Raw genomic sequence first — 25,995 nt, forward strand, 5'->3', positions numbered from 1 at the left:
GCTCCTTACGCGTTACGCGCTGGTACGCCGCGCCGCTGCCTGAGTGATCCGGTCGAACATGACTCCGAGAAGGACGATGGCCAGCCCCGCCGCCAGCCCCTTCCCGTACAGCTGCCCCTGCGAGAAGCCGGCCACGACGTCGTAGCCGAGGGCGCCCGCGCCTACCAGGCCGCCCACAACAACCATCGACAGCACGTAGATCAGACCCTGGTTGGTGGCCAGGGTGAGAGCGCCGCGTGCCATCGGCAGTTGGACCTTGGTGATGATCTGCCAGGTGTCGCACCCGGCGGAGGTGGCCGCCTCCACGGTCGTCTCGGGCACGTTCCGTATCCCGTCCGCGATGATCTTCATGGCGACGGGGGCCGCGTACACGATGGCCGCGACGATCGCGGTGAAGCGGGTCGCGCCGAACAGCGCGAGGAACGGTACGAGGTAGACGAACGGCGGCATGACCTGCGCCGCGTCCAGGGTGGGCCTGATCACCCGGTCCGCGAGCGGGCTGCGCCCCATCCACACGCCGACGACGACGGCCAGCAGCAGCGTCATGACCGTGGCGACGAGCGTGGACGCCAGGGTCGTCATGGCGTCCGACCAGACACCGGTGGCGACCAGCAGACCGACGCAGACAGCCGTGGTCACGCCGGACCGCCAGCCGCCGAGCACCACGCCGAGCCCGATCAGGACCGCGCCGACGAGCCACCACGGGGAGTCGGTGAGCAGGCTCTGGAACGGGTTGAGCAGACCGTTGGTGAGCGCGTCACGGAACGCGTTGGTCAGGCCTGACAGGTTGTCCTGCACCCAGGTGCTCGTGGAGTCGGCGGCGCGCACGACGGAAGCGCCGACATCGCCCTCGCCGGGGAACTCCGCCGCCCACACATAGGTGTGCGACAGGTAGACGAGGACGGCTGTGACCACTGCCCCCGCCACCACCAACTGCCGCCGCCAGGCGAGGAGTCGGCCGCCCGAGCGCCGGGCAGCCTCCGCCCGTGCGCTCGCCGCGGTGGTGACGCGGTCGAGGACGATGGCCATGACGACGATGGCGAGGCCCGCGTTGAAGGCCGTACCGACGTCGAGCGACTGGAGTGCCTGGAAGACGGTCTTGCCGAGGCCGGGGGCGTCGATCAGGGCGGCGATGGTCACCATGGCCAGGGCCGCCATGATCGTCTGGTTGACGCCCATCACGACGGTCCGCTTCGACATCGGCAGCAGCACCTTCAGCAGTGACTGCCACCGGGTCGCGCCCAGCGAGTCGGCCGCCTCGACGGTCGTCTCCGGCACCGTCCGGATGGCGTGCGCGGTGATGCGGATCGCCGGCGGGGCCGCGTAGACGACGGTGGCGATGGTGGCGGAGGCGCCGCCGATGAGGAAGAACAGGGTCAGCGGGGCGAGGTAGACCATGGTGGGCATCGTTTGCATGAAGTCCAGGAACGGCGTCATGATCTTGTTGGCGCGGCTGGACAGTCCCGCCCACACGCCCAGCGGGATCGCGAACAGCAGCGCCACGAACACCGCGGACAGCGTCAGCGCCAGGGTGTCCATGCTCTCCTGCCACAGCCCCTGGAGCCCGAAGAAGACGAACCCGGCGACGCTCAGCAGCGCCACCCGCCAGTTGCCCACGGCCCACGACACGAACCCGGCGATGCCGACGACCCCGAGCCAGCCGATCTGCGGCAGCGGCCGGGAGTCGGAGGGCTGGGAGATCAGATGCTGGACGAGGGTCGTCAGGTTGTCGATGACCAGGCGGATCTCGTTGAAGAAGTAGAGGAAGAGCGGGTTGGAGTTGCGGTCGGCGCCGATCGAGTCGTTGACGTCGTTCAGCCATCGGTGCAGCCCGGTGAGGTCCGCCGCCGCGAGCGGCAGGGTGTGCGTGCCGCGCAGTTCGGCGAACAGCACCAGCCAGACGACCAGGATCGCCCCGACCACCATCCGCCGGCTGATCCGCCGCACGACCGCGACGGGCGCCGCCTCGGGCACGGCGTCCGTCTCCTGCTGCGGCGGCTCCGGTACGGGGGGTTTCTCCATGGCGACGGTCATCGCTTGTCGCCGCCTTCCTGCCCGGCGACCACCGCGAGGATCTCCTCGTCGCCGACCAGGCCGATCAGCTTGCCGTTCTCGACGACCTTGACCGGCTTCTCGGCGGCGAGGACAGCCCGGGTGGCTTCCCGCACCACGACGTCCGGCCCGAGCTCGGGACCGCCGAGGTCGTCGCCGTCCACCGGCGGGCGCATGATCCAGCGCAGGGTGAGGACGTCGGCACGCGGTACGTCTTTCACGAACTCGCGTACGTAGTCGTCGGCCGGAGCGCCCACCAGCTCGTCGCCCGTCCCGCACTGCACCATCTTGCCGTCGCGCATGATGAGGATGCGGTCGCCCAGTTTGAGCGCCTCGGAGAGGTCGTGGGTGATGAACACCATCGTCTTGCCGACCTCGTGGTGCAGCCGGATGACCTCGTTCTGCATGTCACGGCGGATCAGCGGATCGAGCGCGGAGAACGGCTCGTCGAAGAGCAGCACTTCCGGGTCGCCCGCCAACGCCCTTGCCAGGCCCACGCGTTGCTGCATACCGCCGGAGAGCTGGTCCGGGTAGGAGTTCTCGTACCCGGAGAGCCCGACGAGCTCAACGACCTCCAGGGCCCGCTTCATCCGTTCGGCCTTGCCCATCCCGCGTATCTCGAGCCCGAAGGCGACGTTGTCGACAACACGGCGATGCGGCAGCAGCCCGAAGTGCTGGAAGACCATGGAGAACTTCTCGCGGCGTAGCCGGCGCAGCCGCTTCTCGTCGGCGTCGCGGATGTTCTCGCCCTCGAAGACGATCTCACCGGCGGTCGGTTCGATCAGCCGGGTGAGACATCGCACCAGGGTCGACTTGCCGGACCCCGACAGACCCATGACGACGAACACCTCGCCGGGCGCCACGTCGAAGTCGATGTCCCTTACGGCGGCGGTGCATCCCGTACGGTCCATCAGCTCACGCCGGGTGAGTCCGCACAGCTCCTCCGATTCCGGCACCCGCTCGGCCTTCGGTCCGAACACCTTCCACAGGCCGCGCACGGAGATGACCGGCGTGCCGTCCGAGTCCTGGGACGTGCCGCGCCGCTGCGGCACCTCGGTCTGTACTGGGGTCACGATCGACCTCTTTTCGGCGTTCAGCCGCGGAACCAGTGCTGCGGCCGGGGTTGGATGTTCTGCCAGATGTGCTTGGGCTCTCGGTACTCGTCAAGGCCGCTCGGTCCCAGCTCCCGGCCCACACCGGAGTGCCCGAACCCGCCCCATTCCGCCTGCGGTACGTAGGGGTGGTAGTCGTTGATCCACACGGTGCCGTGACGCAGCCGCCGGGCGACCCGCTGGGCCTTCCCGGCGTCCTGCGTCCAGACGGCGCCCGCGAGGCCGTACTCGGTGTCGTTGGCGATGCGTACGGCGTCGTCCTCGTCCCCGTCCTTGAAGCGCTCGACGGTCAGTACGGGCCCGAAGGACTCCTCGTGCACCACCCGCATGTCCTGGGTGCACTCGTCGAGGATGGTGGGCGGGTAGTAGTGGCCGCCGGCGAGCGCGGGATCGTCCGGCCGCTCACCGCCGCAGCGCAGTACGGCACCCTCGGCGAGCCCGGCGGCGACGTACGCCTCGACCTTCGCCAGGTGCCCGGCGGAGATCAGCGCGCCGGTCTCGGCCTCGGCGTCGAAGGGCCCGCCGAGCCGGATCTGCCGCGCCCGGCGCACCACCTCGTCGACGAACCGGTCATGCAGCGAGTCCTCGACGATGAGCCGCGCACCGGCGGAGCAGACCTGCCCGGAGTGCAGGAAGACGGCGGTGAGGGCGAAGTCGACGGCTGTCTCGAAGTCGGCGTCGGCGAAGACGACGTTGGGGTTCTTGCCGCCGAGTTCCAGGGCCACCTTCTTCACGCCCGCGGCGGCGGTGGCCATGACGCGCTTGCCGGTCTCCAGGCCCCCGGTGAAGGAGACCAGGTCGACGGCGGAGTCCTCGGAGAGCGGAGCGCCCACCTCGGGCCCGGCACCGAGGACGAGGTTGCCGACGCCTGCGGGCAGCCCGGCCTCCGCCAGCGCCTTCATCAGGAGGACGGAGGTGGAAGGGGTGAGCTCGCTGGGCTTGAGGACGAACGTGTTGCCGGCGAGGAGGGCCGGGGCGACCTTCCAACTGGCTTGCAGGAGAGGGTAGTTCCAGGGAGTGATCAGCCCACACACCCCCACCGGCTCGTACACGACCCGACTGACGGCGTCGTCGCGCCCGGTGTCGATCACCCGGCCGGCATCGATACCCCCGATCCCGCCGTAATGACGGAAACAGGAGACGACGTCGGCGATGTCGTACTCGCTCTCCACCAGCCGCTTGCCGGTGTCCAGCGACTCGGCGCGGGCGAACTCCTTGGCGTCGCGCTCCATGATGTCGGCGGTGCGCAGCAGCAACTGGCCGCGCTCCCGTTCGGGAGTACGCGGCCAGGGTCCTGTGTCGAAGGCTCGGCGGGCGGCGGCGATCGCGGCCTCGGCGTCGGGACGCGTCCCTTCCGAGACGGTGGCGACGACGCTGCCGTCGGCGGGACATCGTATTTCGCGGCGGCCGCCGGCAACCGGCTCCCGCCATTCACCGTCCACGTACAGGTCTGCCACGCGCCAAGCCTTTCAACAGAAATTCGTTGCGCATCGTGCACCCAATTGCTTGTGGTGGAACACCCTCGCGAATGTGCAGACATACGTCAAGTAGTTGACGGATGACGATTTCAACAGGCCTCCCTGGATGCGCGGTCGCGCGCCCAGCCACGCGCCCAGTCACGCACTCAGTCGCGCGCACAGCCACGTGGACCCTCACAGGCACAGTTGCCCGGCCGCCCTTGACCGGAGCGGCCACCGAGCCGACCATGTTGCGTATCGCTCACCATGTTGTGCAATACGCACCAACGGAGGCTGACGTGTCCACCAAGTTTCCTCGCCCGACGCCTGGCAGTGAGTACGTTCTCACCCTCTCGTGTCCCGACAGCTCGGGACTGGTCCACGCCGTGAGCGGCTTTCTCGTGCGGAACTCGGGAAACATCCTGGAGAGCCAGCAGTTCGATGATCGGCTCCAGGGCCGTTTCTTCATGAGGGTCCACTTCGATGTTTCCGATCCGAACGCGGACCTGGAAAACCTGCGTTACCGATTCGGCCCCGTCGCCGAGGCCTACGGCATCTCCTGGACCCTGCGGGACGCGTCGACGCCGACCCGGACCCTGATCATGGTCTCGAAGTTCGGCCACTGCCTGAACGACCTCCTGTTCCGCCGCCGCACGGGCGGCCTGAACATCGAGATCCCGGCGATCGTCTCCAACCACCGCGACTTCGAAGGCCTGGCGGAGAGCTACGGCATCCCCTTCCACCACATCCCGGTGACCCGGGACACCAAGCCGGAGGCGGAGGCACGGCTGCTGGAGCTGGTCCGCGAGCTGGACATCGACCTGGTGGTACTGGCCCGCTACATGCAGGTCCTCACCGACGACCTGTGCAAGGAGCTGGAGGGCAGGGCCATCAACATCCACCACTCCTTCCTCCCCAGCTTCAAGGGCGCGCGCCCCTACGAGCAGGCGTACGACAGAGGCGTGAAGCTCGTGGGCGCGACGGCGCACTATGTGACGTCCGACCTGGACGAGGGGCAGATCATCGAACAGGACGTGGTGCGGGTGGACCACTCACTCGACCCCGGGGAGCTGGTGACGGTGGGCCGGGACGTGGAGGCGCAGGTGCTGGCGCACGCGGTGAAGTGGCACAGCGAGAGCAGGGTGATGGTGGAGGGGAACCGGACGGTGGTGTTCCGCTGAGGCGGTCGTATACAGGCGTATCGCTGGCAGAATGCCGACGTGGAGTCGATCTTGCGCGCCGCCGGCAAACTGTTGAATACCGAGTTGTCCGGCCCGGTCGACCTGGGTGGCAGCTCGCGCAGCACTGTGTTGCGTTGCGAAACGGCCGGTGGCGGCACGGTGATCGTCAAGTTCCCGGCGTTCGCGGAGACGATGCGGTTGTTGTTGCGTGAGGTCGCGGGAGGCTGGGACGTGGCCCGGCTGCCGGGGTATCCGGCTTTCGAAACCCGAGGGACGAGTGGGCCGTTTCGGACACCGGACGACGTAACGACCGTCGACTGAAGGCGCGTTGGCCGAAGGCGGTCGCAGACGGTACGAGCCCTGCGCGGCGGTCGAGCTCTCGGTTCTGGAGCTCACCGCGGGGCAGATGGGCGGCGTGATCGCGGGCATCGAGGCGCGGTACGGAGGGAACGGCGACCGCCGCCCCTGCGAGCTGGGCGGCGGTCGTACGGCGACTGGGCTGCCAGGGCCTGACGGCCCCGGCCCCTACCGCTTCGCTTGCGCCTTCGGCCCGGATCGCCGTGCGCGGCGTATGGCGCGGGTGACCACGGGAGGGAGCAGGTCGAAGGCGATGCGGGTGGCGCGGCGAGGCAGCGGCTTGGGGCCGGTGTGCGCGACGGGCACCGCCGCCTTCTTGGGCTCCGGCGCCTTGGGCGGCGCCTGCTGCACCTCGGGGGCCTTCTCCACGTAGTGCCGGGAGACGGGGAACTCCGGTGCCTTCATGCCCTTGGACTTCAGGCGGATGATGCGATGACCGGCGGCCTCCTGGAGGCTGAGGTGGCAGTCGTCGCGCCCCTCGAGCATGGCCAGCAGCTCTTCCTGGACGGTCTCGGGGTCGTCCCAGGTGGCGTACAGCTTCTGGGTGCTCAGGCAGATGGGGTGCAGCCCCCGGTTGAGCACGGCCTCCCAGGCGGCTATGGACACGCCGGGCGTGTGCTCGGAGCGGAAGTCGTCCAGTACGACGATGCCGCCGGGCAGCAGCGCGTCGCGGGCCGCGGCTATGTCCCCGTACACGTGCTCGTACAGGTGCGAGGCGTCGACGTGGACCCACCGGCAGGAGTCCGACTTCACCTCGTCGGGCACGACCGAGCTGGGGCCCGCCAGGACGCGCGGCAGCTCGTCGTGGAACGAGCGGTAGTTGTCCTCGAAGATCTGCTGGGTCAGCTTGCTGTACGACTTCGTCGCCTCGGCCTGGTTGGACACGTCCGGCGCGTCGCCCTCGAAGAGGTCGCACACCGTGAAGTGCTCGCCCTCCTGCAGATGCCGACCCGTGAAGATCGCGCTCTTGCCCATGTACACGCCGACTTCCAGCAGGTCGCCTCGCATGTCCGCGGATTCCTGCCGTCCGAGGAACCAGTTGAAGAGCATCTGGTCGAGGACGGGGAACCAGCCCGGGACGTCGTCGAGCCGGTGGGGAAGCGATCGGCTCGTGTCATCGACAGCTGTCATAAGTCACAACGCTCTCTCGTGGGAATGAGCAAGGCGATCAGGCCCGAAGAAACTATGGGAACCCCATGGGCCGGTCAATAGCGGTGAGTTGGGCCTCGGCGACGGCCGGGGCCCAGCAGGACGGGCATCACAACCGATGGTGCCGGTTGCTTGGCGAAGCCGGCCGCTCAGACCACGCGACGGCCGCAGTAGCGTCCTCGACGCGAGGAATGGCAATGGCTTCCTCGTCCATGGTGCCATCGTCACAGACAGCCCCGGGTGAAGTCTGCCTGTTGGGGCAATGGCCTCCCGGCGGCGTCATGGGGCGCCCACGACCGCGTGCCATTTTCCGCGCGACAGACGGCACAGCCCGTCCGGAGTGATGCGGACCTGAGCGCCGAGCAGCGGCAACGAGCCTTCCGCGTTGAGGCGGCTCCGGATGCGTTCCAGCGCTGTCCACAGCCGTCGCGGCCCGCCCTGGTGGACGTCCGGCGGGTCGGTCCCCTCGGCGGACGCCCGCGCCCATGAACCGTCGGCGTGGACGAGGAGCGCGGTACGGATCCGGTCGCGCTGTTCGTAGGCGAGTTCCACGCCGGGCGTCGTGACCTCCAGCATGGATCGCAGTACCCACGCGTTCGCCACGTCCACCACGGGGTAGCGGCCCATGCCGGTCTCGTCGCCGTCCGATACTCGCGCGGTGGCGAACAACCCGGTGAGAGCGGGCGGGTAGTCGTCCCCCGAGCGCGCGGGCATGAACCCGGCGGTGTCGCGTTCCACCCGCCCCACCACATCACCGTCGGGATGCTTCCAGCCGGTGATGACGAGAGAGGTCCGCTCGAGCGTTGTCGCGATCCGTCCGCCCGTGGCGAGAGCCGCGAGTACGGGACGCAGGCCCGGTCCGGCGGGCAGCGCGACCGTGGAGACGATCCGGTCGTACGTGCCCGGTACGCGCTGTGTAGCGTCGGCGGTGACGAACTTGGGGTACAGCCCGATGGTGGCGAGCCGGGAGGCCGCCGCCTTGGTCAGGTACGGGTCCACGTCCAGGCTCGTCACATACCGGTCCCCGATCCGGCAGGACGCGTACGCGGTGAGCCCGCCAACTCCGGTGCCCAGGTCCAGAAGCGACAGCCCCGCCCCGAGTCGCCCGTGCCGAAGCATCCGGACGACCATGCTCGGCGGCGTGGCGGAGGAGGTGGGCACCCCTTCGGGCCGTTCGCCGGGCATCGCGTGGTCGGCGTGCAGCCCACCGACCCTGGTGACCAACGACCGGTCCGTGTAAGCTACTTCGCCCCATACGTCCAGGTCGTCACCGCCCTTGCGGAGCACCCACGTACCCGAGTCGTCGACGTCCCACCAACGCGGGACCAGCTCGTGCCGGGGTACGGCCGCCACGATCGGGCGCCACCGGGAATCGGGGTCGGCCACCCGGTCGGCGAGCGTGTCGGCCCTCTTCTCCCAGTTCACGATCGCTCCCCGTGTTCGGCAACCTGGTGCCGGGCGCGCAGCACACGGCAGTCGGTCACTCTGCTCGCGTCCCGTTCGACTCTGGCGGCGGCTTCGGCCCGGTCGAGTTCCTGACAGTCACGGCAGACGGCGGTCTGGGCGGTACGGGAGTCGGTCACGCGACTTCCCCTCGGCTTCGGGCGTTCTCGCGCGCAGTCCGTGCGCTGAGACGCTCGGCGGGTGTGGCGGGGCGGACGTGCGCGGGGGCCGCGTCCCACTCCGTTCCGCCGCAGACCGGGCGCAGCGACCAGTAGGGGCCGGCGACACCCCGGAACTCCCCAACTCGGCCTTCACCACTGGTGTCCACCATGAGTGTGCCCGGTTCCGGAACACGGGCGGGTTGCCGCCCACTTGCGGGAACGTTCTGCACGACCACCGCAACTCCTCTCCGTAGCCATTCCGCTACTCGGGGAGACCAGCGTGGTCTAGAGTCAGAACCTCTTCAACTTGTTGTTCCCGAATGGAAAGTTAGCCAGAGAATGGTGAATCGCAAGGAACTGAATCCTGAGACCAGCCCGCAAGCGGCCTTCGGAGCTCGCCTACGCAGGTCGCGGGAGGCGCACGGATGGACACAGGAAGAGCTCGCCCCGAAGATGGGCTACTCCAGCACGCATATCTCGGCCGTGGAAACTGGCCGCAAGATGCCAACTCTTCGCTTCTCGCGGAGTGCTGACCTTGTCTTCGGGGCTAGCGACACGGTTGACACGTTCGAACGCTTGTGGCGCGAGATTCGACACGGCAGCCTCCTGGAAGGCTTCCCGGAGTACGTCGGCCACGAGGCCCGGGCGGTAGAGATCCGGCTGTACGAAATCGGCATCATCCCCGGCCTGTTGCAGACACCGGAGTACGCACGTGTGTTGGCGGACAGTTCCGTGCGGCGGGGCGCCATCACGCCCGAACAGGCGGATGAACGCGTTGCGTTCCTGGCGGAGCGGCAGTCGGCACTGGTGAGGCCCCGGCCGCCCATGATGTTTGTGGCCATGGACGAAAGCTGCATCCGCAGACCTGTTGGCGGAGCGGCCGTCATGGCAGCCCAACTGGCGCGTCTGGTCGAGTTCGCCGAGCAGCCGAACACGTTGCTACAGGTGGCGCCGTACGAGATCGGCGAGCGCCGCACGTTCGATCTACCCGTGAACCTCCTGACACTGGCGGACCGATCCGTGATTTGCTACGCCGAGTCCCAGGCCCAGGGACATCTGGACCGGGAGAGCACGTCCGTGATGCCCATGCTGACGGCCTACCATCAACTACAGGCTGAAGCGCTGTCCCAGACCGCGTCTGTGGCCATGATCAACCAGTTACGAAAGGGCACCCCGTGAGCACCGAATCCCCCCGCTGGTTCAAGTCCTCGTACAGCAACAACGGCGGTAACTGCGTTGAAGCCGCCGCCAACCTCGCCGCCTCACGCGGCATAGTCCCCGTCCGCGACTCCAAGAACCCCACCGGACCGGCTCTTGGCTTCCCGGCCGACGCCTTCTCCTCCTTCGTCGCAGGCGTCAAAGCAGGAGAGTTCGACACCGTCTGATCAATCCAGTACGAAAGGGCACCCCGTGACGACCAAATCACCGCACTGGTACACGTCCTCGTACAGCGACAACGGCGGCGCCTGTATTACGGTCGCCGCGAACCTCGTCGCCTCGCACGGCATCGTCCCCGTCCGTGACTCCAAGAACCCGAGTGGTCCCGTCCTCGGCATCGCCACCGCCTCGTTCGCGACGTTCGTCGCAGGCGTCAAGGCCGGCGGGTTCGGCACCGTCTGACACGCCGAGCCGGGCCGAAGTGGGCGTCTGGGGGCGACAGCCCCCAGTAACGCCGTTTCCACTGTCAGGCGGCGCCGACAGCAGCGCCGGCCGGCCTCAATTCAAGTGCGATACGCGGTCGCTCTCGAACTTCATCGACGCGCTCTCTGCTCGCAACAACCAGACTGGTGGAGCTGAAGTCCGTTCCTGGGGGCCCCATTACGCGTACCGCGCCCTCGCGGACGGCAACATCTACACGTTCCCGGACTTCGCGACGTACGACTTCACGAACCTCGACATCTACTGACGGCACATCGACCCGGGCACGCTGATCACGGTGTCCGGGTCGGAAGCCGGATTCCGGACCAGGCATCGACTTCGCACTGTCTGTCGGCATTGTTCCCTGCGGCCACGACTGTGCCGTTGGCACGCAGGCCGAGGGTGTGCGTCGAACCGGCCGCCACGGCGACAATGTCGCGCCAAGCGCCGACTTCGCACTGTCCGTAGCTGTTGTCACCCACAGCGAGGATCCGCCCGGACGCGGTGACCCCGACCGTGTGGTAGCTGCCCGCGCCGAGCGCCACCACGTCTTCCCACTCATCGACGTCGCACGCCCCGGTCACCCGGTCGCCGGTCGCTACTGCCCGCCCGTCAGCTCTGAGGCCGACGGTATGGAGATACCCGGCCGAAATGGCGACCAGATCACGCCACCCTTCAACGTCACACTGACCTCGTCGGTTGTTCCCCGCGGCCCGTGCGGAACCGTCCGACCGGACGCCGACCGAGTGCCAATCTCCGCACGAGACGACGACCATGTCGCGCCAGGACCGCACGTCGCACTGTCCTTCTGAACTCCGGCCAACTGCTAGCACGCGGCCAGTCGCGAGTAGCCCGAGCGTGCGGCGCCAGCCTGCGGCCACGGCCGTAACGCCTCGCCATTCGGCGACATCGCATTGCCCATCGCCATTCCACCCCGTTGCCAGCACGGTCCCGTCCGACCGGAGTCCCACCGTATGAGACTTGCCCGTGTTCGTCGCGGTATGGACGTTGCCGGCTGCCACCGCGACGACGTCTTCCCATCGGTCGACACGACATTCAGCGGCTGCGGTATTGCCCACGGCAAGAACGGTTCCGTCCCAGCGCCGTCCGACGGAATGACGCCTTCCGGCCGCCAGCGCCGAGGAATTGGCGAGCATTCCGCCTCCTTGCGCTTGGCGCGAGTCGCGACATGGGATTCCACCACCTTACAAACTCGCCCGCATCCTGCGGGGCGAGTAACGGTGGCCAAGCCCTCCCCGGTAGCTCCGCATCAGCGCGCCCCTTGGCGCGGCACCACCCTGTCCGGTCTCCCCCAAGGCGTTGAGTCACGGATGGAGCCGCCACCGGCCTTCAGAAATGACATCCACCTTGCCGTCCCTGACGCGAACGGCCGTCTCGTCGTCGATGAAGTAGATCGGGAAATCTGCCCGCGCAGCGATGCGATCAGCCCAGGCGTCGTCCCGCTCGGGGAAATGCGGCGAGTACAGGTGGGGCTTGAGATACCAGTCAAAGAGGCCGAACGGCGGCTCCACGGTCGTCGCGCCGAGCACGTGAAGGTCCGTGGTGTCCCCGATGACGTCGGCGGAGTGTCCGGTGAGATGACGGCTGAAGATCATTGAACCGGCGCTGACCCCCACATAGACCCGGTTCTCCAGCGCCTCCAGGAAGCCGTCAGCCAGACCGTTGCCGGTGATGCTGCGCGCGAGGTGGTAGTGGTTGCCGCCCTCGACATAGATGACGTCGGCGTGGAGCAGCCGGGCGAGCACCATCTGGCGGGGCAGGCCGTTCAGCTCCAGGACGTCGAACTCCCGCCAGCCGAGGCCGTGCAGCCGGTTCATGTCCGCGACGAACCACCCATGGTCCCCGGGCTCAGCGACTGACGCCGTGGGAACGTACACGACGTTCGCCGATCCGAACGGCTTTCCCAGCATGTCCCGCAGCGCATCCCGCAGCGTCTCGTTGCGCAGGCCACTCGCCGTCAACAGGAAGTTCATCGGGCGAGCCAAGCACGACTGACGAGGGCGCGCAACGAACCCAGGATCCACCGACACCGCCACCAGTACGCCGGCCGCCCACAGTTCGGCCGGCAGCATCTCGCGGCGGCGCTCCCACAGCCCATCGTCAACTGCTGCCCACGGCTTGCACCCACCACGTGTCTCGGTCGCAGCCACCCCCTCCGGGCCGCACAAGCGTCCCGAGGGATCAGTGGCGGTGGTCGGCTCTTCGCACGTTCGAGCGCCTTTAAGGTGGGGCACATGTCTGTGAACATTCATCTCTATTTGGACATCACGAATCTTGCCTCCCCCGAGGAAGCCGACGCGGTGGGAGTGACAGTGGAAGAGGTCTTCAAGGCCCATGGCATCGAATCGTGGATGTACGTGGGCGTCTTTCACGACCCGCCCAAGGTCCTGACAAGCAGCGAACACGGGGCGATCATCATCAGCGGGTTCGCAAAGTGGTCCGAGCAGTTCGAGTCCGACGTTTCCCAGGCGATCCGTGCCACTGCGCCCGAGGCCCACATCGACTTGGAGTGGGACTACCCGGACGAGAGTTGATCCGGCGTAACTCCGGCCCGTGCACGGGGGTCGAGCGGGAAGACCCTGTCCCGGAACTTGAACACCGGAGCGCCCGTGCAGAGCCTTGCGGCTCGACGGGACGGGTCTGCTTCGATGCCCGGCAGAGACGATTCGATCCCTGATGGTCGCGGGCAGTTGGCCGTCCGATCAGATGCGCTTTGGGCTACCTCTCCGCCCGATACGGACCCGGCTGCGACGCCGCGGCGTCAGCCACACCATCCCCGAGCCGGCCGACCAGACCCGCTACGACAAGACCGCCGAGTCCTGCCAATCAGCTGACAACTCCTAGGCTGCCCTTCGTCGTACGGCACGGAACACGTTTGTGGCGATGGGTGGTTCGTGTGTGCTGCCCGGGTCGTGGATGGCCTCGGTATGGACGGTTTCGAAGCCGTGCTCGTCGCAGAGCTTGTGCCACACCGGAATGTCGAGGACCCAGCGCAGCATGGTGGCCGGTGTACCGTCCGGCCGGCGTGTGGGAATCTCGGCGGGCCGGGGCTCCGTCTCGGGAGGGCTGCCGTGGCGGTAGTGCGCGAGGGTGGAGAAGACGAGCAGCCCGCCGGGCCGCAGTCCGTCGGCGATCGCCGGCAGCAAGGTGCTGGGGTCGGTGAAATCGAGGGCGCCGAAGACGCAGTACGCGACGTCGAACACTCCGGGGTGCCTGGCCATGTAACTGACTGCGTCGTCGTGTACAAGCTCCAGTCGGGAGATGTCCCCGAAGCGTTCACGACCGCGACGGTGCTGGGCGGGGTCGCGGTCGACGGCCACCACGCGGGCGGGCAGGTGGACGTGGGCGAGGTAGGCGGCCTGTCGTCCGGGGCCTGCGCCGAGTTCCACCACGACCCGGTCCGCGATGTCGCCGAGGAGATCGGGCCCGGGCTCCGCGCGCTGATACCAGTCCCAGTGGAAGCGATCCACGATGCCGTGCGGGTTGTCTGTGGGGACTGTTGAGGATGGGGAGAGAGTCACAGTCCCATCCTCGTGGGCTTTCCGTGATCGCCGACGCTGTCCCGCTTGATTCGCTCGAAGCGGTGTCGGTCGCGGTCCTGCGAGGTCGGGTCCGCCCCCGCAGGAGCGGACCCGACCGGGGCTGCGGGTCAGTGGCTGTCGCTGCCCGGGTGGCAGGGACCGCATTCGGCCGCGTCCGCCTGCCACAGGGGGAGGTCGACCTCGAAGCCCATCACCGCGATCGCGTGTGCGGTGCGCATGACCGACCCGTCGGCCTTCATGTCGACGAGCGGGACGTGGTGCAGGAACGCGCCGCCGTTGTACCGGTCGCACAGCTCGCCGTACGCCACGGTGTCGAGGATGACCGTGTGGACGCCGATGTCGACGATGTGGCCGGGGGTCAGGCCCAGGCCCTGGCCGCGACTGGCCATGGCGGTGAGCAGGTACGCGTACGCCTGGCCGAGTACGCGGGTGGCCATGACCTCGTCGTAGGGGTAGTCACGCATCAGGAGCGCGACCTGCTTGTTCCACAGCTCCGGGGTGATGAAGGAGTGCGGGTCCTTGAACGGGGACGTGGCCGGTGCAGGGGTTTCCAGCGCGATAGCCATGTCTGTTGTCCTCCTTCTGCGGGCCCCACGGGTTGCGGGGCACTATGGGAAGGGCACCACCTCGCAGAGCGTCGTGGTGGTCAATTCCCCGTCTGTGCAAGCCGTTTGCAGATCGTGCATACGCCCTCGACGGCCCCGGTATGTCCCCTCTACGGTGATAGCCCCCGTCTCGTGGCGTGTGGAGGGCAACATGCCCAGCGATCCGTTATGGACGTCAACGCAGGCCCGCACGCTCATCGAACGACGCGCGCCCGGAGGCCTCGTCCGCATGGGCCGTGTCCAGCGCGGCTGGCGGCAGGCCGACCTCGGCGGCCGGCTGGGGTGCTCGGCTGCCACCGTGTCGCGGTTGGAGACACGGTGCCGGGTCGCCGACCTCGAACTGCTCAGGCAGGCAGCTCACACGGTAGGGGTGCCGTCACACGTCCTGACGGAAGCACTCGGCATTACCGGCACCGGGGTCCTCGCCGCCACTAGAGTGGCGCCGGACGGTCCGTGTGACGCCGAGGAGGACCCCATGCGCCGCCGCACTCTGCTCGCAGCAGCCGGGGCAGCAGTCCCCGCCCATCTACTCCTCGGAGTAGATGACGCCCTCGCCGGAACACCCGAACCCAGTGGCAGGACTTCCTCTTTCGACTCCCAACTCGCTGATGCCCGCGCACTGTTCGACGGTGGTCGACACGCCGAGCTCGCCGGGAAGCTCCCGGGGCTACTCGGTGACGGTCATCTCGCTGCCCGGTCGCGCACGGAACTGGGCTACGCGAGGCTCTCTGTCTCGTACACCCTGGCTTCTCAGCTGCTCAGTAAGCTCGGCCGCTATCAGCAGGCCCGACTGACCGCCGACCGGAGCATCACGTACGCGGACCTGTCTGGCTCCGCACTCGTCGCCGCAGCGGCCGCCCGCGAGCTGGCGATCGTCCTGCGCCACCAGGACCAGCCCGCAGCCGCCCAGCGCCTGATGCTGAAAGCCGCCGAAGACGTGGAGTCCACCGGGCTTACGACATCGGCGCAGGCCGCCGCGTACGCACAGATGCTGTGCACCACCTCGTACACGGCTGCTGTGGCCGGAGACCGGCACCAGGCTCTCGCAATGATCCAGGAAGCACACCGTGCCGGGCGCCGGCTTCCGCAGCAGGCGCCTGAGGGGCGGTTGTTCCCGCTGACCGGTGCGGCCGTCGACCTGTACGCGGTGGGCGTGCACTGGGCGCTCGGCGACGCGGGCGCGGCACTCGAAGCCGGCCGCAATCTGCGGCCCGAGCAGTTCGCGACCGCCGAGCGCCGAAGCCGCATGCACACCGACCTCGCACGCGCCTGGTGGCAGTTGGGTAAGCCGGAACAGACCGCGACCGAACTGCTGGCCGCGGCCCGAGTCAGCCCCGGTGAAGTACGGGACCGGTCCTCGATCGGACAGATCATCGCGGACCTGTCCGCCCGGCATCCCCGCACGGCCGGCGTGCGGGAGCTCACCGCCGTGGTGTCAGGCGCTCCTGGCGGCCAGGCATCGCACAGGCCGGGGTGAGTGAGAGCACCCGTGCCCTGGATGATCGACCTGCGCAAGGTGCGAATCCCCGGGCCTTGCCCTGGCTTCCGCCCTTCAGGAGGCAACCACCCGCCAGCCGCGTCCCCAACCTCACGGGTCAGTACACCTAGTCCTGGCGCGCGGCCAGCTGGACCATCCACCAGCTCGGGCGCCAAGGCGCGTACGGATGGATGCGGTCGGCTTCTGCTGCCGGGCGGCTGGTAGTTGCCGTAGGCGGATCGGGCCGACCGTACACATGGTCGACCATGGCGGCCCGCCGGGAGGGGAAAAGCCTTCGACCGGTCACGCGCCGATCCGGCACCCTCCTCAGCATGACCACGCCGTCTTTCGTCCCCGGACTGGAACTCTCGCGTCGCTTCTACCTCGAGGCCGTACGGCCTCTGTTGGACGAGGCCGTTCCCGGGGCGGTGCACTCCGCCGCCCGTATCGGCAGCGGCTCGGAAGTCCTCGGGTTCGACACCGCCCGCTCCGCCGACCACGAGTGGGGGCCCCGTCTGCAGGTCTTCCTGCACCCGCAGGACGTCACCCGTCACGGTACGAGGATCACCGCACTGCTCTCCGAACGCCTGCCGAAGACCTTCAGCGGCTACCCGACGCACTTCGCCCCCCTTGGCGAATCGGGCATCGGCGTCATGCGGACAACCGACGGGCCGGTGCGGCACCGGGTCGAAGTCACCGACCCGAGCACCTGGTTCACCGCGCGACTCGGCTTCGACCCGGGCAAGGACATCACCCTCACGGACTGGCTGGCCACCCCCACCCAGCGCCTCGCCGAGGTCACCGCCGGTGCCGTCTTCCACGACGGGCTCGGCCACCTCGTACCGGCCCGAACCGCCCTCGACTGGTACCCGCACGATCTCTGGCTCCACCTCCTCGCCTGCCAGTGGCAACGCATCGCCCAGGAAGAAGCCTTCGTCGGGCGCTGCGGCGAAGTCGGCGACGAACTCGGCTCCGCCGTCGTCGCCGCCCGACTCGTGCGCGACCTGATGCGGCTCTGCCTGCTCATGGACCGCCGCTACCCGCCCTACGGCAAATGGACCGGCAGCGCCTTCGCCCGTACCCCCCAGGCACCCACCCTCACCCCGGTCCTCACCGCGGCCCTCGCCGCCACCGACTGGCCCACCCGCGAACATCACCTCGCCCGCGCCTACGAGACCGTCGCGGCCACACACAACCAACTCGGCCTCACCGACCGCGTCGACCCCGCCACACGCCCCTACCACGACAGGCCGTTTCAGGTCCTGCACGCCGAACGCTTCGCCAGGGCACTGACCACCCACATCACCGACCCGGCCATCCGCGCCCTGCCGACGATCGGCACTGTCGACCAGTTCATCGACAGCACCGACGTCCTCAGCCGTCCAGAACTGACCCGCGCGGCCACCCGCGCAACGATCAGCTCTCCCCCTGAAAACTCCGCTTCGAGGCAATAGGGGCAGCGGACGGCCGACCTCCGTCAAGACCAGCGGATTCGACACCTTCTGACAGGGCGGGCCCATGTGGGCGGCGGGCAGGCGGAACACCTGCTCAGCGGTCGGCGGTGCCGGGCGGTACGACCCATTCGGTGGGTTGGCCGGTGAGGGAGGCGATCATGTCGAAGTCGCCGTCGTAGTGGAGGACTGTCCGCCGGTGCGCTTCCGCCGTGGCGGCGATCAGCAGGTCCGGGAGGGACAGCGCGCGGTGGAAGCCCGCGTTGAGGGCGTGGCGCTGGACTTCCAGAGCGCGGGCGAAGGTGTGGTCGTCGGTGTGGAGGTAGTCGAAGGCGTGCAGCCAGGTGCTGATCCGGGTCGCCTCCGAGCTGTCCCGTGCGGAGTGGATCATCTCGTGCTCGGTGGGCTGACACACCGCGAGGAGGTAGCGCTCGTGCAAGGGCTTGAGCACCTCCTTGACGTTCGGTTTCGTCCAGCGCGCCAGGGCGGACTTGTCGATCAGGTAGCGGTCCCGCATCAGGCAGCCCGGCCTCCGTCGCCGTCGCCGGTGTGCTTGAGGGAACCGTCGGCGTTGCGGGGGCCGGTGTTCTCCACGATCTCGCTGAAGTCGAGCTCACCAGCCTCGATGGCGTCGAAGCCCTCCTGCCGAAGGTGCCTCTTGACGGCGTCCTCCATGGCGAGGCGGACAGCTTTGGCCTTGGTCTTGGTGCCGAAGATGCGCATGGCTTCGATGACCATGTCTTCGTCGAGGTCGATGACGGTTCTGGCCATGCGGATGATCCCTTCGCCAATGCTTCTGCCAAAAACGATAGCATCGAGCGATGAAAGTAGATATCGTTTTGGGGATCTGCCTGTGCCGGGGGCTCGCCAGCAGTGAGCTCAGTAACGCTCACCCCGCCCGCGCCGCCCCCGATACGACCCTCAGCCCCCCACTCGCTCCAGCAACCCCTGCCGCCACCGTTCCGTCTCTTCCACCTGGTTGAACGTGAACAGGTGCAAGCCCGCCACCCCCGCCCCGGGCGCCGTCAGCGCCCCCTCCGCCGCCGTGAGCAACCGCTCCGGTGAGTACCCGCCGGGCGCCGCGAACCGCAGGAACCACAGGGGGTGCCGGGTCAGGAAGCGTGTCGACTCGCCGACGCCGATCTTCGTCGCCATGGAGAGGAGCTTCGCCCGCTGTACGGGACCCGCGACCCCGACGTACACCGGCAACGCGACATCCCGGCGCCGCACCCGACCCACCCACTCCCCCAGCACGCGCGCGTCGAAGCACAGGTTGCTGACGATGTACGTGGCGTGCTCGCGCTTGTCCCACATGGCCTGGATGGTGACGTCGTCGTGGATGAGCGGATGGCTCTCGGGGTATCCGGTGACGCCGATGTGCGTGAACGGGCTGCCCAGCTCGCCGAGCCTGCGCAGTACCGGCAGGGCACCCTCGTACGACCCGGCCGGGGGATCCGCGTCGCCCGCCGGCACGAAGACGTCGTCCACGCCCGTCTCCCGCAGCCGGTCGACGACGTCCTTGAGGTGCGCGTCGTCCCGCAGCAGCCGGGCCGGCACATGCGGGACCACGCGGTAACCGTGCGCCGCCAGGCGGCCGGTGAGGTCGAGGGTCGGTTCCAGGCCCTTGACCGGCGACGCCGTGACCGTGACCACGATGTCGCGCGGAACGTGGGCGAGGACCTTGTCCTCGGTCGCCTTCGCGGGCAGCACCTCGTAGCGGACGCGACCGAGCAGCGTCCGGAGTCCTGAGGCAGCCACCCGCTACCCGGCCTGCGGGGTGTCGGCGTCGCGGAGGCGGTAGTACGCGGCCTTGGAGGCCGGCAGCGGCTGCTTGCCGAGGATCAGGTCGGCGGCCTTCTCGGCGATCATCATCACCGGCGCGTAGATGTTGCCGTTGGTGACGTAGGGCATGACGGAGGCGTCGACGACGCGCAGGCCCTCCACCCCGTGCACCCGCATGCTCTCGGGGTCGACGACGGCCATCTCGTCCGCCGAGGGCCCCATCTTGCAGGTGCAGGACGGGTGCAGCGCCGTCTCGCCCTCCTTGGCGACCCATTCGAGGATCTCCTCGTCCGTCGCCACCTTCGGGCCGGGCGAGACCTCGCCGTCGTTGTAGGGGGCAAGGGCCGGCTGGTTGAGGAGCTTGCGCGCCACGCGGATCGCCTCGACCCACTCGCGCCGGTCCTGCTCGGTGGACAGGTAGTTGAAGCGCAGCGCCGGGTGTTCGCGCGGGTCCTTGCTCTTGATCTTCACCGAGCCGATGGCGTCGGAGTACATGGGACCGACATGCACCTGGTAGCCGTGGCCACCCGCCGGGGACGAGCCGTCGTAGCGGACGGCGATGGGCAGGAAGTGGAACATCAGGTTGGGGTAGTCGACGTCCTCGTTGCTGCGGGCGAAACCGCCGGCCTCGAAGTGGTTCGTGGCCGCCGGTCCCTTGCGGAACAGCCACTGCAGGCCGATGAAGGGGGCGCGCCACTTCGCCATGTACGGCTGCATGGACACGGGCTGCTTGCAGGCGTACTGGACGTACACCTCCAGGTGGTCCTGCATGTTCTCGCCGACGCCGGGCAGGTCGTGGACGACGTCGACACCCAGCGCGCTGAGCTCCTCGGCGTTGCCTACGCCCGACAGCTGGAGCAGTTGCGGGGAGTTGATCGCGCCGCCGCAGAGGATGACCTCCTTGGCGCGGACCTGCTGGGGCGCCCCCTTGCCCCGCTGGTACTCGACACCGACGGCCCGCTTGCCCTCGAAGAGGACCCGGGTGACCAGCGCGCGCGTCTTCACCGTGAGGTTGGGCCGCTTCCGTACGGGCTTGAGGTACGCCTTGGACGCCGAGAGCCGGCGGCCCCGGTGGACGTTCCGGTCGAACTTGGCGAAGCCCTCCTGCCGGTAGCCGTTGACGTCGTCGGTGGGCGCGTAGCCGGCTTCCTCGGTGGCCTTGAGGAAGGCGCCGAAGAGGGGGTTGGTGGCGGGGCCGCGTTCGAGGACGAGGGGGCCGTCGTGGCCGCGGAACTCGTCGTCGGGGTCGGCGGCGAGACAGTTCTCCATGCGCCGGAAGTACGGCAGACAGTGCGCGTAGTCCCAGCTCTCCATGCCGGCGTCGGCCGCCCAGCGCTCGTAGTCCATGGGGTTTCCGCGCTGGAAGATCATGCCGTTGATGCTGCTGGAGCCGCCGAGCACCTTGCCGCGCGCGTGGTAGACGCGCCGGCCGCCCATGTGGGGCTCGGGCTCGGACTCGTACTTCCAGTCGTAGAAGCGGCTGCCGATCGGGTAGGTCAGCGCCGCGGGCATCTGGATGAAGACGTCCCACGGGTAGTCGGACCGGCCCGCCTCCAGGACCAGCACCTGGTTCGCCGGGTCCGCCGAGAGCCTGTTCGCAAGTGCACTGCCGGCCGATCCGCCGCCGACGATGACGAAGTCGTATTGCAGGGGAGCCATGATCTCTCGTCTCGCTCGCGCCGTAGATACGCCAGGCATGCTAATCCAGTAGCGCTATACGCACCAGGTTGCGGGACGCGCAACATGCAAGGACTTGATTTCCGATCTGTTACTTGCAGTGGTGTTGTTTACTGCGCGTATAGTTTCGCTGTGAGCAACCACAGCACAGACACCGAAACGTCCACATCACAGGCCGGCGGAGTGCAGTCGGTCGACCGCGCGATCAGCGTTCTGGAGATTCTCGCCCAGCGCGGCGAGGCAGGCGTCAGCGAGGTCGCTGCCGAGATCGATGTTCACAAATCGACCGCGTTCCGGCTGCTCGGCGCACTGGAGGCACGCGGCCTGGTGGAGCAGGCGGGCGAACGCGGCAAGTACCGTCTCGGCTTCGGCATCGTGCGCCTCGCCGGCGCGGTCACGGGCAGTATCGACATCACGCAGCAGGGCCGCCCGGTCTGTGAGCAGCTCGCCGAGGACATCGGCGAGACCGTGAACATCGCGGTGCTGCAGGAGCACTACGCCGTCAACCTGTTCGAGGCACGCGGCCCGGGAGCCGTCAGCGCGTACAACTGGGTCGGCCAGCTGACCCCGCTGCATGCCACCTCCAGCGGCAAGACCCTGCTGGCCCACCTGCCCGCGAAGGAGCGCGCCGCGCTGCTGAACGGGGCCGGCCTGAAAAAGGTCACCCCGCACACGATCACCGCGCGGACGAAGCTGGAGAAGGATCTCGCGGAGGCGCGTGAGCGGGGGTATGCGTGGACGCAGGAGGAGTTGGAGATCGGTCTGCATGCGATGGCGGCGCCGATTCGGGACCACACCGGGGCGGTTGTCGCGGCGGTGAGCGCGTCCGGGCCTTCCTACCGGTTCACCATCGAGCGGTTGCATGAGCTGTCGCCGCTGCTGGTGAAGGGGGCGGCGGAGATCAGTCACCGGATGGGGTATCTGGGGTAGTTCGGCGGGTGCGGGCCGGTGGGGGCTGGTCGCGCAGTTCCCCGCGCCCCTATCGCTTGCGCCCCTGCGGGGCGCCCGCTCAGGGGTTCGTGCCCAGGCGCTCGTTCACCCAGTCGTGGAAGGCGCCGATGTGGTGCTCACTCGGCACCAGGACGCCGCCCTTCGCGTACAGGCGGGAGCTCATGCCGGGCTGGGTGCGTTCGCAGGCCTCGAAGTCCTGGCGGTTGACCCGGTCGAAGAGTTCCACGGACCGGCTGACGTCCTTGCCGCTCTCGACGACATGCGGCAGGTACAGCCAGTCGCATTCGACGATCGTACGGTCGGCGGACACCGGGTACATGCGGTGGAAGATCACATGGTCGGGTACGAGGTTGATGAACACCTGCGGTTTGATCGTGATCGCGTAGTAGCGGCGGTCCTGGTCCTCAGCGACACCGGGGATACGGTCCAGGCCCTCGGAGCCGTCGATGGTGAACCCCTGGATCTCCCCACCGAACTCGGCGCCGTGCCCGACGTAGTACTGGGCGGCGTAGCCGTCGGCGAACTCGGGGAGCACCTCGGTGAGTTCAGGGTGGATCGTGGCGCAGTGGTAGCACTCCATGAAGTTCTCGATGATGAGCTTCCAGTTGGCCTGCACGTCGTAGACGATCCGCTTGCCGACCGAGAGGTTGTCGATGTCGTAGTGCTCGATCGACTCGACGTCACCGAGCCTGCCGATGACCTCGCCGATGACGTCCTCCTCGAAGGAGGGCGGGTTCTCCGCGAGGCACACCCAGACATAGCCGAGCCATTCCCGCACGGCCACACTGACCAGGCCGTACTCGGTACGCCCGACGTCCGGCATCTTGGTGAGGTTGGGCGCGGCGACGAGCTTGCCGTCCAGGCCGTACGTCCAGGCGTGGTACGGGCACTGGAAGGCCCGCTTGACCTCGCCTGCCTCCTCCGTACAGAGCTTGGCGCCACGGTGCCGGCACACATTGAAGTAGGCGCGGATCGAGTTGTCCCGCGCCCGCGTCACGAGGATGCTCTCGCGGCCCACGTCGACGGTCCGGAAGGCGCCGGGCTTCGCCAGTTCGGACGCGCGCGCGACGCAGAACCACATGGTCTCGAATATGCGCTCCTGCTCCTGCTCGAAGATCCCCGCGTCCGTGTAGGAGGAGCCGGGAAGGGTGGCGATCAGACTGTCGGGCAGGCTGTTCGAGGTCACGGTGCACTCCTCGGAGAAACGTCGTGGTGGTCAGGATCCGTCAACTGGACAGCACGCTGGGCGGGTAGCACCCCGCAGGGGCGCACCCGACAGGGGCGCGGGGCTGTATCGATTTGCGGCTCCGCCGCGGGGCGCGACCAGCCCCCACCGGCCCGCAGCCAGACTCACCGCACCCCCGCCGCAGCCAACTGCTTGCGCCAGCGCACAAACAGCCGAGGCTGATTCATCCCAAGAACGGCAACCGGCTCCCCGGCCCGCCGGTAAACGGCAAGGACGTTACGGTCACCGACAGCACCCTCCTCCACCGCCACACTGTCAGCGCCCCCCGCATGACCGACGAACTGGATCTTCACCCCGTACTGGTCGGACCAGAAATACGGCGGCCGAGGCACCCCCGTCTCCACCGCACCCCCGGCCAGCAGTGTCGCCACAGCGGCAGCGGGACGCTCCAGCGCGCCCGTCCAGTGCTCGACCCGGCGATGGGCGCCCACCCGGGGGTCGTACCAGTTGGCGCAGTCGCCGACCGCGACCACACCGGCGAGGCTGGTGCGGCCGTCGGCGCCGCACTTGACGCCGTTCTCGAGGTCGACGCCTGACCCCGCCAGCCAGTCGACGCAGGGCCGCGCGCCCACCCCGACGACGACGATGTCGGCGGGAACACTGCGCCCGTCGGCCAGCAGAACCGCCTCGACGTGACCCTCTCCGCTCAGTCCCTTGACCCCGACGCCGCACAACAGCCGTACGCCGTGGTCGGTGTGGAGGCCGGAGACGACGGCTCCCATGGTCTCGCCGAGGGGGCCGGCGAGCGGTGTCGGGGCGGCCTCGATGACCGTCACGTCCAGGCCGAGGGCGTACGCGGTGGAGGCGACCTCGGCGCCGATGAACCCGCCGCCGATCACCACCAGCCGTCCACCGCGGGCCAGTTCGTCGCGCAGGGCGCGGGCGTCGTCGAGGGTGCGCAGGGTGTGGACGCCGGTCAGGCCGTCGGCGCCCGGCAGGGTGCGGGCGGCGGCGCCGGTCGCGATGACGATGCCGTCGGCGCGGATGTCCCGGCCGTCGGCGAGGCGGACGGACCGGTCGGTGCGGTCGAGGCCGGTCGCGCGGGTGCCCAGCAGCCACTGGGCGCGCAGGTCCTCGCCGTCCGTCTCCAGTCCGAGATCCGCCTCGCCGAGGGTTCCGGCCAGGAACTCCTTGGACAGTGGCGGCCTGTCGTACGGGCGGTGGGTCTCGTCGCCGATGACGACCAGCCGCCCGTCGTAGCCCTGGTTGCGCAGTGAGCGCGCCGCCGACAGTCCGGCCAGCGAGGCGCCCACCACGGCCACTGTTCTCACGCGGGACCCCCGGCGAGCCGGGAGGCGATGCAGGGCGGCAGGTTGGGGGCGTCCGTGGACACCCGTACGTAGACCATGCCGTCCTCGACGACGACCTCGTGCGTCCGCACCGGCAGCTTGGCCGGCGGCGAGTCGACCGCGCCGGTGCGCAGGTCGAACTTCGAGGCGTGCAGGGGGCATTCCACCTCGCAGCCCTCCAGCCAGCCGTCGGCGAGCGAGGCATCCTGGTGGGTGCAGGTGTCGTCGATGGCGAAGACCTCGCCGTCGTCGGTGTGGAACACCGAGACGGGCGGGTCGATGTCGAGCCGGAAGGCCTCACCTCGCGGAAGATCCACGAGACGGCACGCGGGAATCATCATGACACCTCGGTGCGTATAGCGAAACGGATTGCGGTAAGCGCAACGTCAGTTTGAGGGCGCCCAGAACCCTTGTCAAGAAGTCCAGGGGCCGGGATGAGCCATGGGTGTGCGTTGCGCTCTGAACAACACGAAGCACATTGCACAACCCGAAACCAAGCGAGCCCGATGCCGGAACGAGCGCGTCGCAGCAGCTCGGACAGGCATCGGGCAAGCACGGGGCAGGAATCGGACAGGGATCAGGCAGGGACCGGACGGTCCCCGGGCAGGGATATTGAGCGGACCGGCCGATCAGAACCCGCGGTCGATCCACTCCTGGAGATGCGGGGCCTCGGTGGCGACGGTGGTCGTGTCGCCGTGCCCGGTGTAGACGACCGTGTCGCCGGGCAGGGTCAGCAGCCGGTCCCGGATCGAGTCGACGATGGTCGGGAAGTGGGAGTAGGAGCGGCCGGTCGCGCCGGGGCCGCCCGCGAAGAGCGTGTCGCCGCCGAAGAGGGCGCCCAGGGCGGGTGCGTACAGGCAGACCGCGCCCGGGGCGTGGCCGGGCGTGTGCAGCACGGTCAGTTCCACCCCGGCGACGGTCAGCACCGAGTTCGGGGGCCGCGTCGATGTGGTCGTTGTGGGCGTGGGTGCACACGATGGCGGTCAGACGCCGGTCGCCGACGGCCGCCGCGATGGCGTCGGCATCGTGAGCGGCGTCGATGACGATCGCCTCGTGGTCGTCGCCGACGATCCACACGTTGTTGTCGACGTCCCAGGTGCCGCCGTCGAGCGAGAAGGTGCCCGAGGTGACCAGGCGTTCGATGCGGGCGTCGGCCATCAGAGCACCACCACCGAACGCAGGACGTCGCCGCCGTGCATCCGCTCGAACGCCTTCTCCACGTCGTCGAGCGCGATGGTCTCGGTCACGAAGGCGTCCAGCGGGAGGCGGCCCTGGAGGTAGAGGTCGATGAGCATGGGGAAGTCACGGGAGGGCAGGCAGTCGCCGTACCAGGACGACTTCAGCGAGCCGCCCCGCCCGAACACGTCGATCAGCGGGAGCTCCAGCTTCATCTCCGGCGTCGGC

27 protein-coding genes and 2 pseudogenes are annotated in these 25,995 nt (G+C 68.6%); 9 read left to right on the plus strand and 20 right to left on the minus strand.

Going from position 1 to position 25,995, the window contains the following annotated elements; genetic code table 11:
* Positions 1-12: 12 nt before the first annotated feature.
* Genes ADL01_RS30650 through ADL01_RS30660 form a run of 3 tightly spaced genes read right to left on the minus strand, consistent with a single transcriptional unit; the run spans position 13 to position 4,621 of the window.
* A complete protein-coding gene (locus ADL01_RS30650; RefSeq protein ID WP_053745264.1) occupies positions 13-2,034 on the minus strand; it encodes an ABC transporter permease in 2,022 nt (673 codons plus the stop codon).
* Positions 2,031-3,125, minus strand: a complete 1,095-nt coding sequence (locus tag ADL01_RS30655; protein WP_053745265.1) for a quaternary amine ABC transporter ATP-binding protein — start codon at positions 3,123-3,125, stop codon at positions 2,031-2,033. The genes ADL01_RS30650 and ADL01_RS30655 overlap by 4 nt, the downstream gene beginning before the upstream one ends.
* 20 nt (positions 3,126-3,145) lie before the next feature.
* A complete protein-coding gene (locus ADL01_RS30660) occupies positions 3,146-4,621 on the minus strand; it encodes an aldehyde dehydrogenase family protein (RefSeq protein ID WP_053745266.1) in 1,476 nt (491 codons plus the stop codon).
* Between the two features lie 299 nt (positions 4,622-4,920).
* Here ADL01_RS30660 and purU point away from each other — a divergent pair, with 299 nt between their 5' ends.
* Both purU and ADL01_RS30670 read left to right on the plus strand, forming a co-directional pair.
* Entirely contained in the window at positions 4,921-5,802 is an 882-nt protein-coding gene (gene purU / locus ADL01_RS30665) for a formyltetrahydrofolate deformylase (RefSeq protein ID WP_053745267.1), read from the plus strand.
* A 39-nt stretch (positions 5,803-5,841) separates the two neighbouring features.
* Positions 5,842-6,123 (plus strand): hypothetical protein, encoded by a 282-nt coding sequence (locus tag ADL01_RS30670; protein ID WP_053745268.1) that lies wholly within the window; start codon positions 5,842-5,844, stop codon positions 6,121-6,123.
* Positions 6,124-6,327: 204 nt separating this feature from the next.
* Here the strand turns inward: ADL01_RS30670 and ADL01_RS30675 are convergent, their stop codons facing one another.
* The 4 genes from ADL01_RS30675 to ADL01_RS46795 form a co-directional block, all read right to left on the minus strand.
* Complete coding sequence (locus ADL01_RS30675; protein ID WP_053745269.1) at positions 6,328-7,290, minus strand: class I SAM-dependent methyltransferase; 963 nt, start codon at positions 7,288-7,290, stop codon at positions 6,328-6,330.
* 297 nt (positions 7,291-7,587) lie between these two features.
* Positions 7,588-8,733: a methyltransferase domain-containing protein gene (locus ADL01_RS30680; protein WP_053745270.1), complete on the minus strand. Its 1,146-nt coding sequence runs from the start codon at positions 8,731-8,733 to the stop codon at positions 7,588-7,590.
* Positions 8,730-8,891: a hypothetical protein gene (locus ADL01_RS45530; protein ID WP_199834970.1), complete on the minus strand. Its 162-nt coding sequence runs from the start codon at positions 8,889-8,891 to the stop codon at positions 8,730-8,732. The genes ADL01_RS30680 and ADL01_RS45530 overlap by 4 nt, the downstream gene beginning before the upstream one ends.
* Positions 8,888-9,082 (minus strand): hypothetical protein, encoded by a 195-nt coding sequence (locus tag ADL01_RS46795; RefSeq protein WP_420719752.1) that lies wholly within the window; start codon positions 9,080-9,082, stop codon positions 8,888-8,890. The genes ADL01_RS45530 and ADL01_RS46795 overlap by 4 nt, the downstream gene beginning before the upstream one ends.
* 169 nt (positions 9,083-9,251) lie before the next feature.
* Between ADL01_RS46795 and ADL01_RS30685 the strand changes: the two genes are divergently transcribed.
* The 3 genes from ADL01_RS30685 to ADL01_RS30695 are packed head-to-tail and all read left to right on the plus strand — an operon-like array spanning position 9,252 to position 10,532.
* Positions 9,252-10,091, plus strand: a complete 840-nt coding sequence (locus ADL01_RS30685; protein ID WP_053745271.1) for a helix-turn-helix domain-containing protein — start codon at positions 9,252-9,254, stop codon at positions 10,089-10,091.
* Positions 10,088-10,297, plus strand: coding sequence for a DUF397 domain-containing protein (locus ADL01_RS30690; protein ID WP_053745272.1), 210 nt, complete (start codon positions 10,088-10,090; stop codon positions 10,295-10,297). Before ADL01_RS30685 ends, ADL01_RS30690 begins: the two co-directional genes overlap by 4 nt.
* 25 nt (positions 10,298-10,322) lie before the next feature.
* Positions 10,323-10,532 carry a DUF397 domain-containing protein gene (locus tag ADL01_RS30695; protein WP_053745273.1) on the plus strand — a complete coding sequence of 70 codons (210 nt, stop codon included), beginning with the start codon at positions 10,323-10,325 and terminating at the stop codon, positions 10,530-10,532.
* A 311-nt stretch (positions 10,533-10,843) separates the two neighbouring features.
* On the opposite strand, the gene ADL01_RS30700 is transcribed toward ADL01_RS30695, so the two are convergent.
* Both ADL01_RS30700 and ADL01_RS30705 read right to left on the minus strand, forming a co-directional pair.
* Positions 10,844-11,707: an RCC1 domain-containing protein gene (locus tag ADL01_RS30700; RefSeq protein ID WP_053745274.1), complete on the minus strand. Its 864-nt coding sequence runs from the start codon at positions 11,705-11,707 to the stop codon at positions 10,844-10,846.
* A gap of 168 nt (positions 11,708-11,875) precedes the next feature.
* On the minus strand, positions 11,876-12,544 hold the full coding sequence (locus ADL01_RS30705; protein ID WP_053745289.1) for a Type 1 glutamine amidotransferase-like domain-containing protein: 669 nt from the start codon (positions 12,542-12,544) through the stop codon (positions 11,876-11,878).
* Positions 12,545-12,805: 261 nt separating this feature from the next.
* On the opposite strand from ADL01_RS30705, the gene ADL01_RS30710 reads away from it, so the two are divergent.
* Positions 12,806-13,105: a hypothetical protein gene (locus tag ADL01_RS30710; RefSeq protein ID WP_053745275.1), complete on the plus strand. Its 300-nt coding sequence runs from the start codon at positions 12,806-12,808 to the stop codon at positions 13,103-13,105.
* Between the two features lie 306 nt (positions 13,106-13,411).
* Here ADL01_RS30710 and ADL01_RS30715 read toward each other — a convergent pair whose 3' ends face one another.
* Positions 13,412-14,092 (minus strand): class I SAM-dependent methyltransferase, encoded by a 681-nt coding sequence (locus ADL01_RS30715; protein ID WP_159049690.1) that lies wholly within the window; start codon positions 14,090-14,092, stop codon positions 13,412-13,414.
* A 128-nt stretch (positions 14,093-14,220) separates the two neighbouring features.
* Entirely contained in the window at positions 14,221-14,679 is a 459-nt protein-coding gene (locus ADL01_RS30720) for a glycine-rich domain-containing protein (protein ID WP_053745277.1), read from the minus strand.
* A 190-nt stretch (positions 14,680-14,869) separates the two neighbouring features.
* On the opposite strand from ADL01_RS30720, the gene ADL01_RS30725 reads away from it, so the two are divergent.
* The gene (locus tag ADL01_RS30725) at positions 14,870-16,195 is read left to right on the plus strand and encodes a helix-turn-helix transcriptional regulator (protein ID WP_053745278.1); all 1,326 of its coding nucleotides are present in this window, start codon (positions 14,870-14,872) and stop codon (positions 16,193-16,195) included.
* A 332-nt stretch (positions 16,196-16,527) separates the two neighbouring features.
* Positions 16,528-17,649, plus strand: coding sequence for a DUF4037 domain-containing protein (locus ADL01_RS30730; RefSeq protein ID WP_053745279.1), 1,122 nt, complete (start codon positions 16,528-16,530; stop codon positions 17,647-17,649).
* A 94-nt stretch (positions 17,650-17,743) separates the two neighbouring features.
* On the opposite strand, the gene ADL01_RS30735 is transcribed toward ADL01_RS30730, so the two are convergent.
* The 4 genes from ADL01_RS30735 to betA form a co-directional block, all read right to left on the minus strand.
* Entirely contained in the window at positions 17,744-18,163 is a 420-nt protein-coding gene (locus ADL01_RS30735; protein ID WP_053745280.1) for a PIN domain nuclease, read from the minus strand.
* On the minus strand, positions 18,163-18,417 hold the full coding sequence (locus tag ADL01_RS30740; protein ID WP_053745281.1) for a type II toxin-antitoxin system VapB family antitoxin: 255 nt from the start codon (positions 18,415-18,417) through the stop codon (positions 18,163-18,165). The genes ADL01_RS30735 and ADL01_RS30740 overlap by 1 nt, the downstream gene beginning before the upstream one ends.
* A gap of 150 nt (positions 18,418-18,567) precedes the next feature.
* On the minus strand, positions 18,568-19,404 hold the full coding sequence (locus ADL01_RS30745) for a methylenetetrahydrofolate reductase (protein ID WP_053745282.1): 837 nt from the start codon (positions 19,402-19,404) through the stop codon (positions 18,568-18,570).
* A 3-nt stretch (positions 19,405-19,407) separates the two neighbouring features.
* Positions 19,408-21,087, minus strand: a complete 1,680-nt coding sequence (gene betA / locus ADL01_RS30750; protein ID WP_053745283.1) for a choline dehydrogenase — start codon at positions 21,085-21,087, stop codon at positions 19,408-19,410.
* Positions 21,088-21,288: 201 nt separating this feature from the next.
* Between betA and ADL01_RS30755 the strand changes: the two genes are divergently transcribed.
* Positions 21,289-22,035, plus strand: a complete 747-nt coding sequence (locus ADL01_RS30755) for an IclR family transcriptional regulator (protein ID WP_053745284.1) — start codon at positions 21,289-21,291, stop codon at positions 22,033-22,035.
* 79 nt (positions 22,036-22,114) lie between these two features.
* Here ADL01_RS30755 and ADL01_RS30760 read toward each other — a convergent pair whose 3' ends face one another.
* The 5 genes and pseudogenes from ADL01_RS30760 to ADL01_RS30780 form a co-directional block, all read right to left on the minus strand.
* Positions 22,115-23,242: an aromatic ring-hydroxylating oxygenase subunit alpha gene (locus tag ADL01_RS30760; RefSeq protein ID WP_053745285.1), complete on the minus strand. Its 1,128-nt coding sequence runs from the start codon at positions 23,240-23,242 to the stop codon at positions 22,115-22,117.
* Positions 23,243-23,406: 164 nt separating this feature from the next.
* Entirely contained in the window at positions 23,407-24,573 is a 1,167-nt protein-coding gene (locus ADL01_RS30765; protein WP_053745286.1) for an NAD(P)/FAD-dependent oxidoreductase, read from the minus strand.
* Positions 24,570-24,932 carry a bifunctional 3-phenylpropionate/cinnamic acid dioxygenase ferredoxin subunit gene (locus ADL01_RS30770; RefSeq protein WP_053745287.1) on the minus strand — a complete coding sequence of 121 codons (363 nt, stop codon included), beginning with the start codon at positions 24,930-24,932 and terminating at the stop codon, positions 24,570-24,572. Before ADL01_RS30770 ends, ADL01_RS30765 begins: the two co-directional genes overlap by 4 nt.
* 288 nt (positions 24,933-25,220) lie before the next feature.
* Positions 25,221-25,749, minus strand: a pseudogene (locus tag ADL01_RS30775) (MBL fold metallo-hydrolase).
* A pseudogene (locus ADL01_RS30780) lies at positions 25,749-25,995 on the minus strand (S-(hydroxymethyl)mycothiol dehydrogenase); the annotation flags it as partial. The pseudogenes ADL01_RS30780 and ADL01_RS30775, both read right to left, overlap by 1 nt.

This window comes from Streptomyces sp. NRRL WC-3618, assembly GCF_001280005.1.
Taxonomy (GTDB): domain Bacteria; phylum Actinomycetota; class Actinomycetes; order Streptomycetales; family Streptomycetaceae; genus Streptomyces.

What these genes read in the sequence shown, in the direction of transcription:
- ADL01_RS30650 (WP_053745264.1), bottom strand. Translation starts at nt 2,034, where the DNA reads ATGACCGTCGCCATGGAGAAACCCCCCGTACCGGAGCCGCCGCAGCAG.
- ADL01_RS30675 (WP_053745269.1), bottom strand. Translation starts at nt 7,290, where the DNA reads ATGACAGCTGTCGATGACACGAGCCGATCGCTTCCCCACCGGCTCGAC.
- ADL01_RS46795 (WP_420719752.1), bottom strand. Translation starts at nt 9,082, where the DNA reads ATGGTGGACACCAGTGGTGAAGGCCGAGTTGGGGAGTTCCGGGGTGTC.
- ADL01_RS30685 (WP_053745271.1), top strand. Translation starts at nt 9,252, where the DNA reads ATGGTGAATCGCAAGGAACTGAATCCTGAGACCAGCCCGCAAGCGGCC.
- ADL01_RS30700 (WP_053745274.1), bottom strand. Translation starts at nt 11,707, where the DNA reads ATGCTCGCCAATTCCTCGGCGCTGGCGGCCGGAAGGCGTCATTCCGTC.
- ADL01_RS30705 (WP_053745289.1), bottom strand. Translation starts at nt 12,544, where the DNA reads ATGAACTTCCTGTTGACGGCGAGTGGCCTGCGCAACGAGACGCTGCGG.
- ADL01_RS30710 (WP_053745275.1), top strand. Translation starts at nt 12,806, where the DNA reads ATGTCTGTGAACATTCATCTCTATTTGGACATCACGAATCTTGCCTCC.
- ADL01_RS30720 (WP_053745277.1), bottom strand. Translation starts at nt 14,679, where the DNA reads ATGGCTATCGCGCTGGAAACCCCTGCACCGGCCACGTCCCCGTTCAAG.
- ADL01_RS30725 (WP_053745278.1), top strand. Translation starts at nt 14,870, where the DNA reads ATGCCCAGCGATCCGTTATGGACGTCAACGCAGGCCCGCACGCTCATC.
- ADL01_RS30730 (WP_053745279.1), top strand. Translation starts at nt 16,528, where the DNA reads ATGACCACGCCGTCTTTCGTCCCCGGACTGGAACTCTCGCGTCGCTTC.
- ADL01_RS30735 (WP_053745280.1), bottom strand. Translation starts at nt 18,163, where the DNA reads ATGCGGGACCGCTACCTGATCGACAAGTCCGCCCTGGCGCGCTGGACG.
- ADL01_RS30740 (WP_053745281.1), bottom strand. Translation starts at nt 18,417, where the DNA reads ATGGCCAGAACCGTCATCGACCTCGACGAAGACATGGTCATCGAAGCC.
- betA (WP_053745283.1), bottom strand. Translation starts at nt 21,087, where the DNA reads ATGGCTCCCCTGCAATACGACTTCGTCATCGTCGGCGGCGGATCGGCC.
- ADL01_RS30770 (WP_053745287.1), bottom strand. Translation starts at nt 24,932, where the DNA reads ATGATGATTCCCGCGTGCCGTCTCGTGGATCTTCCGCGAGGTGAGGCC.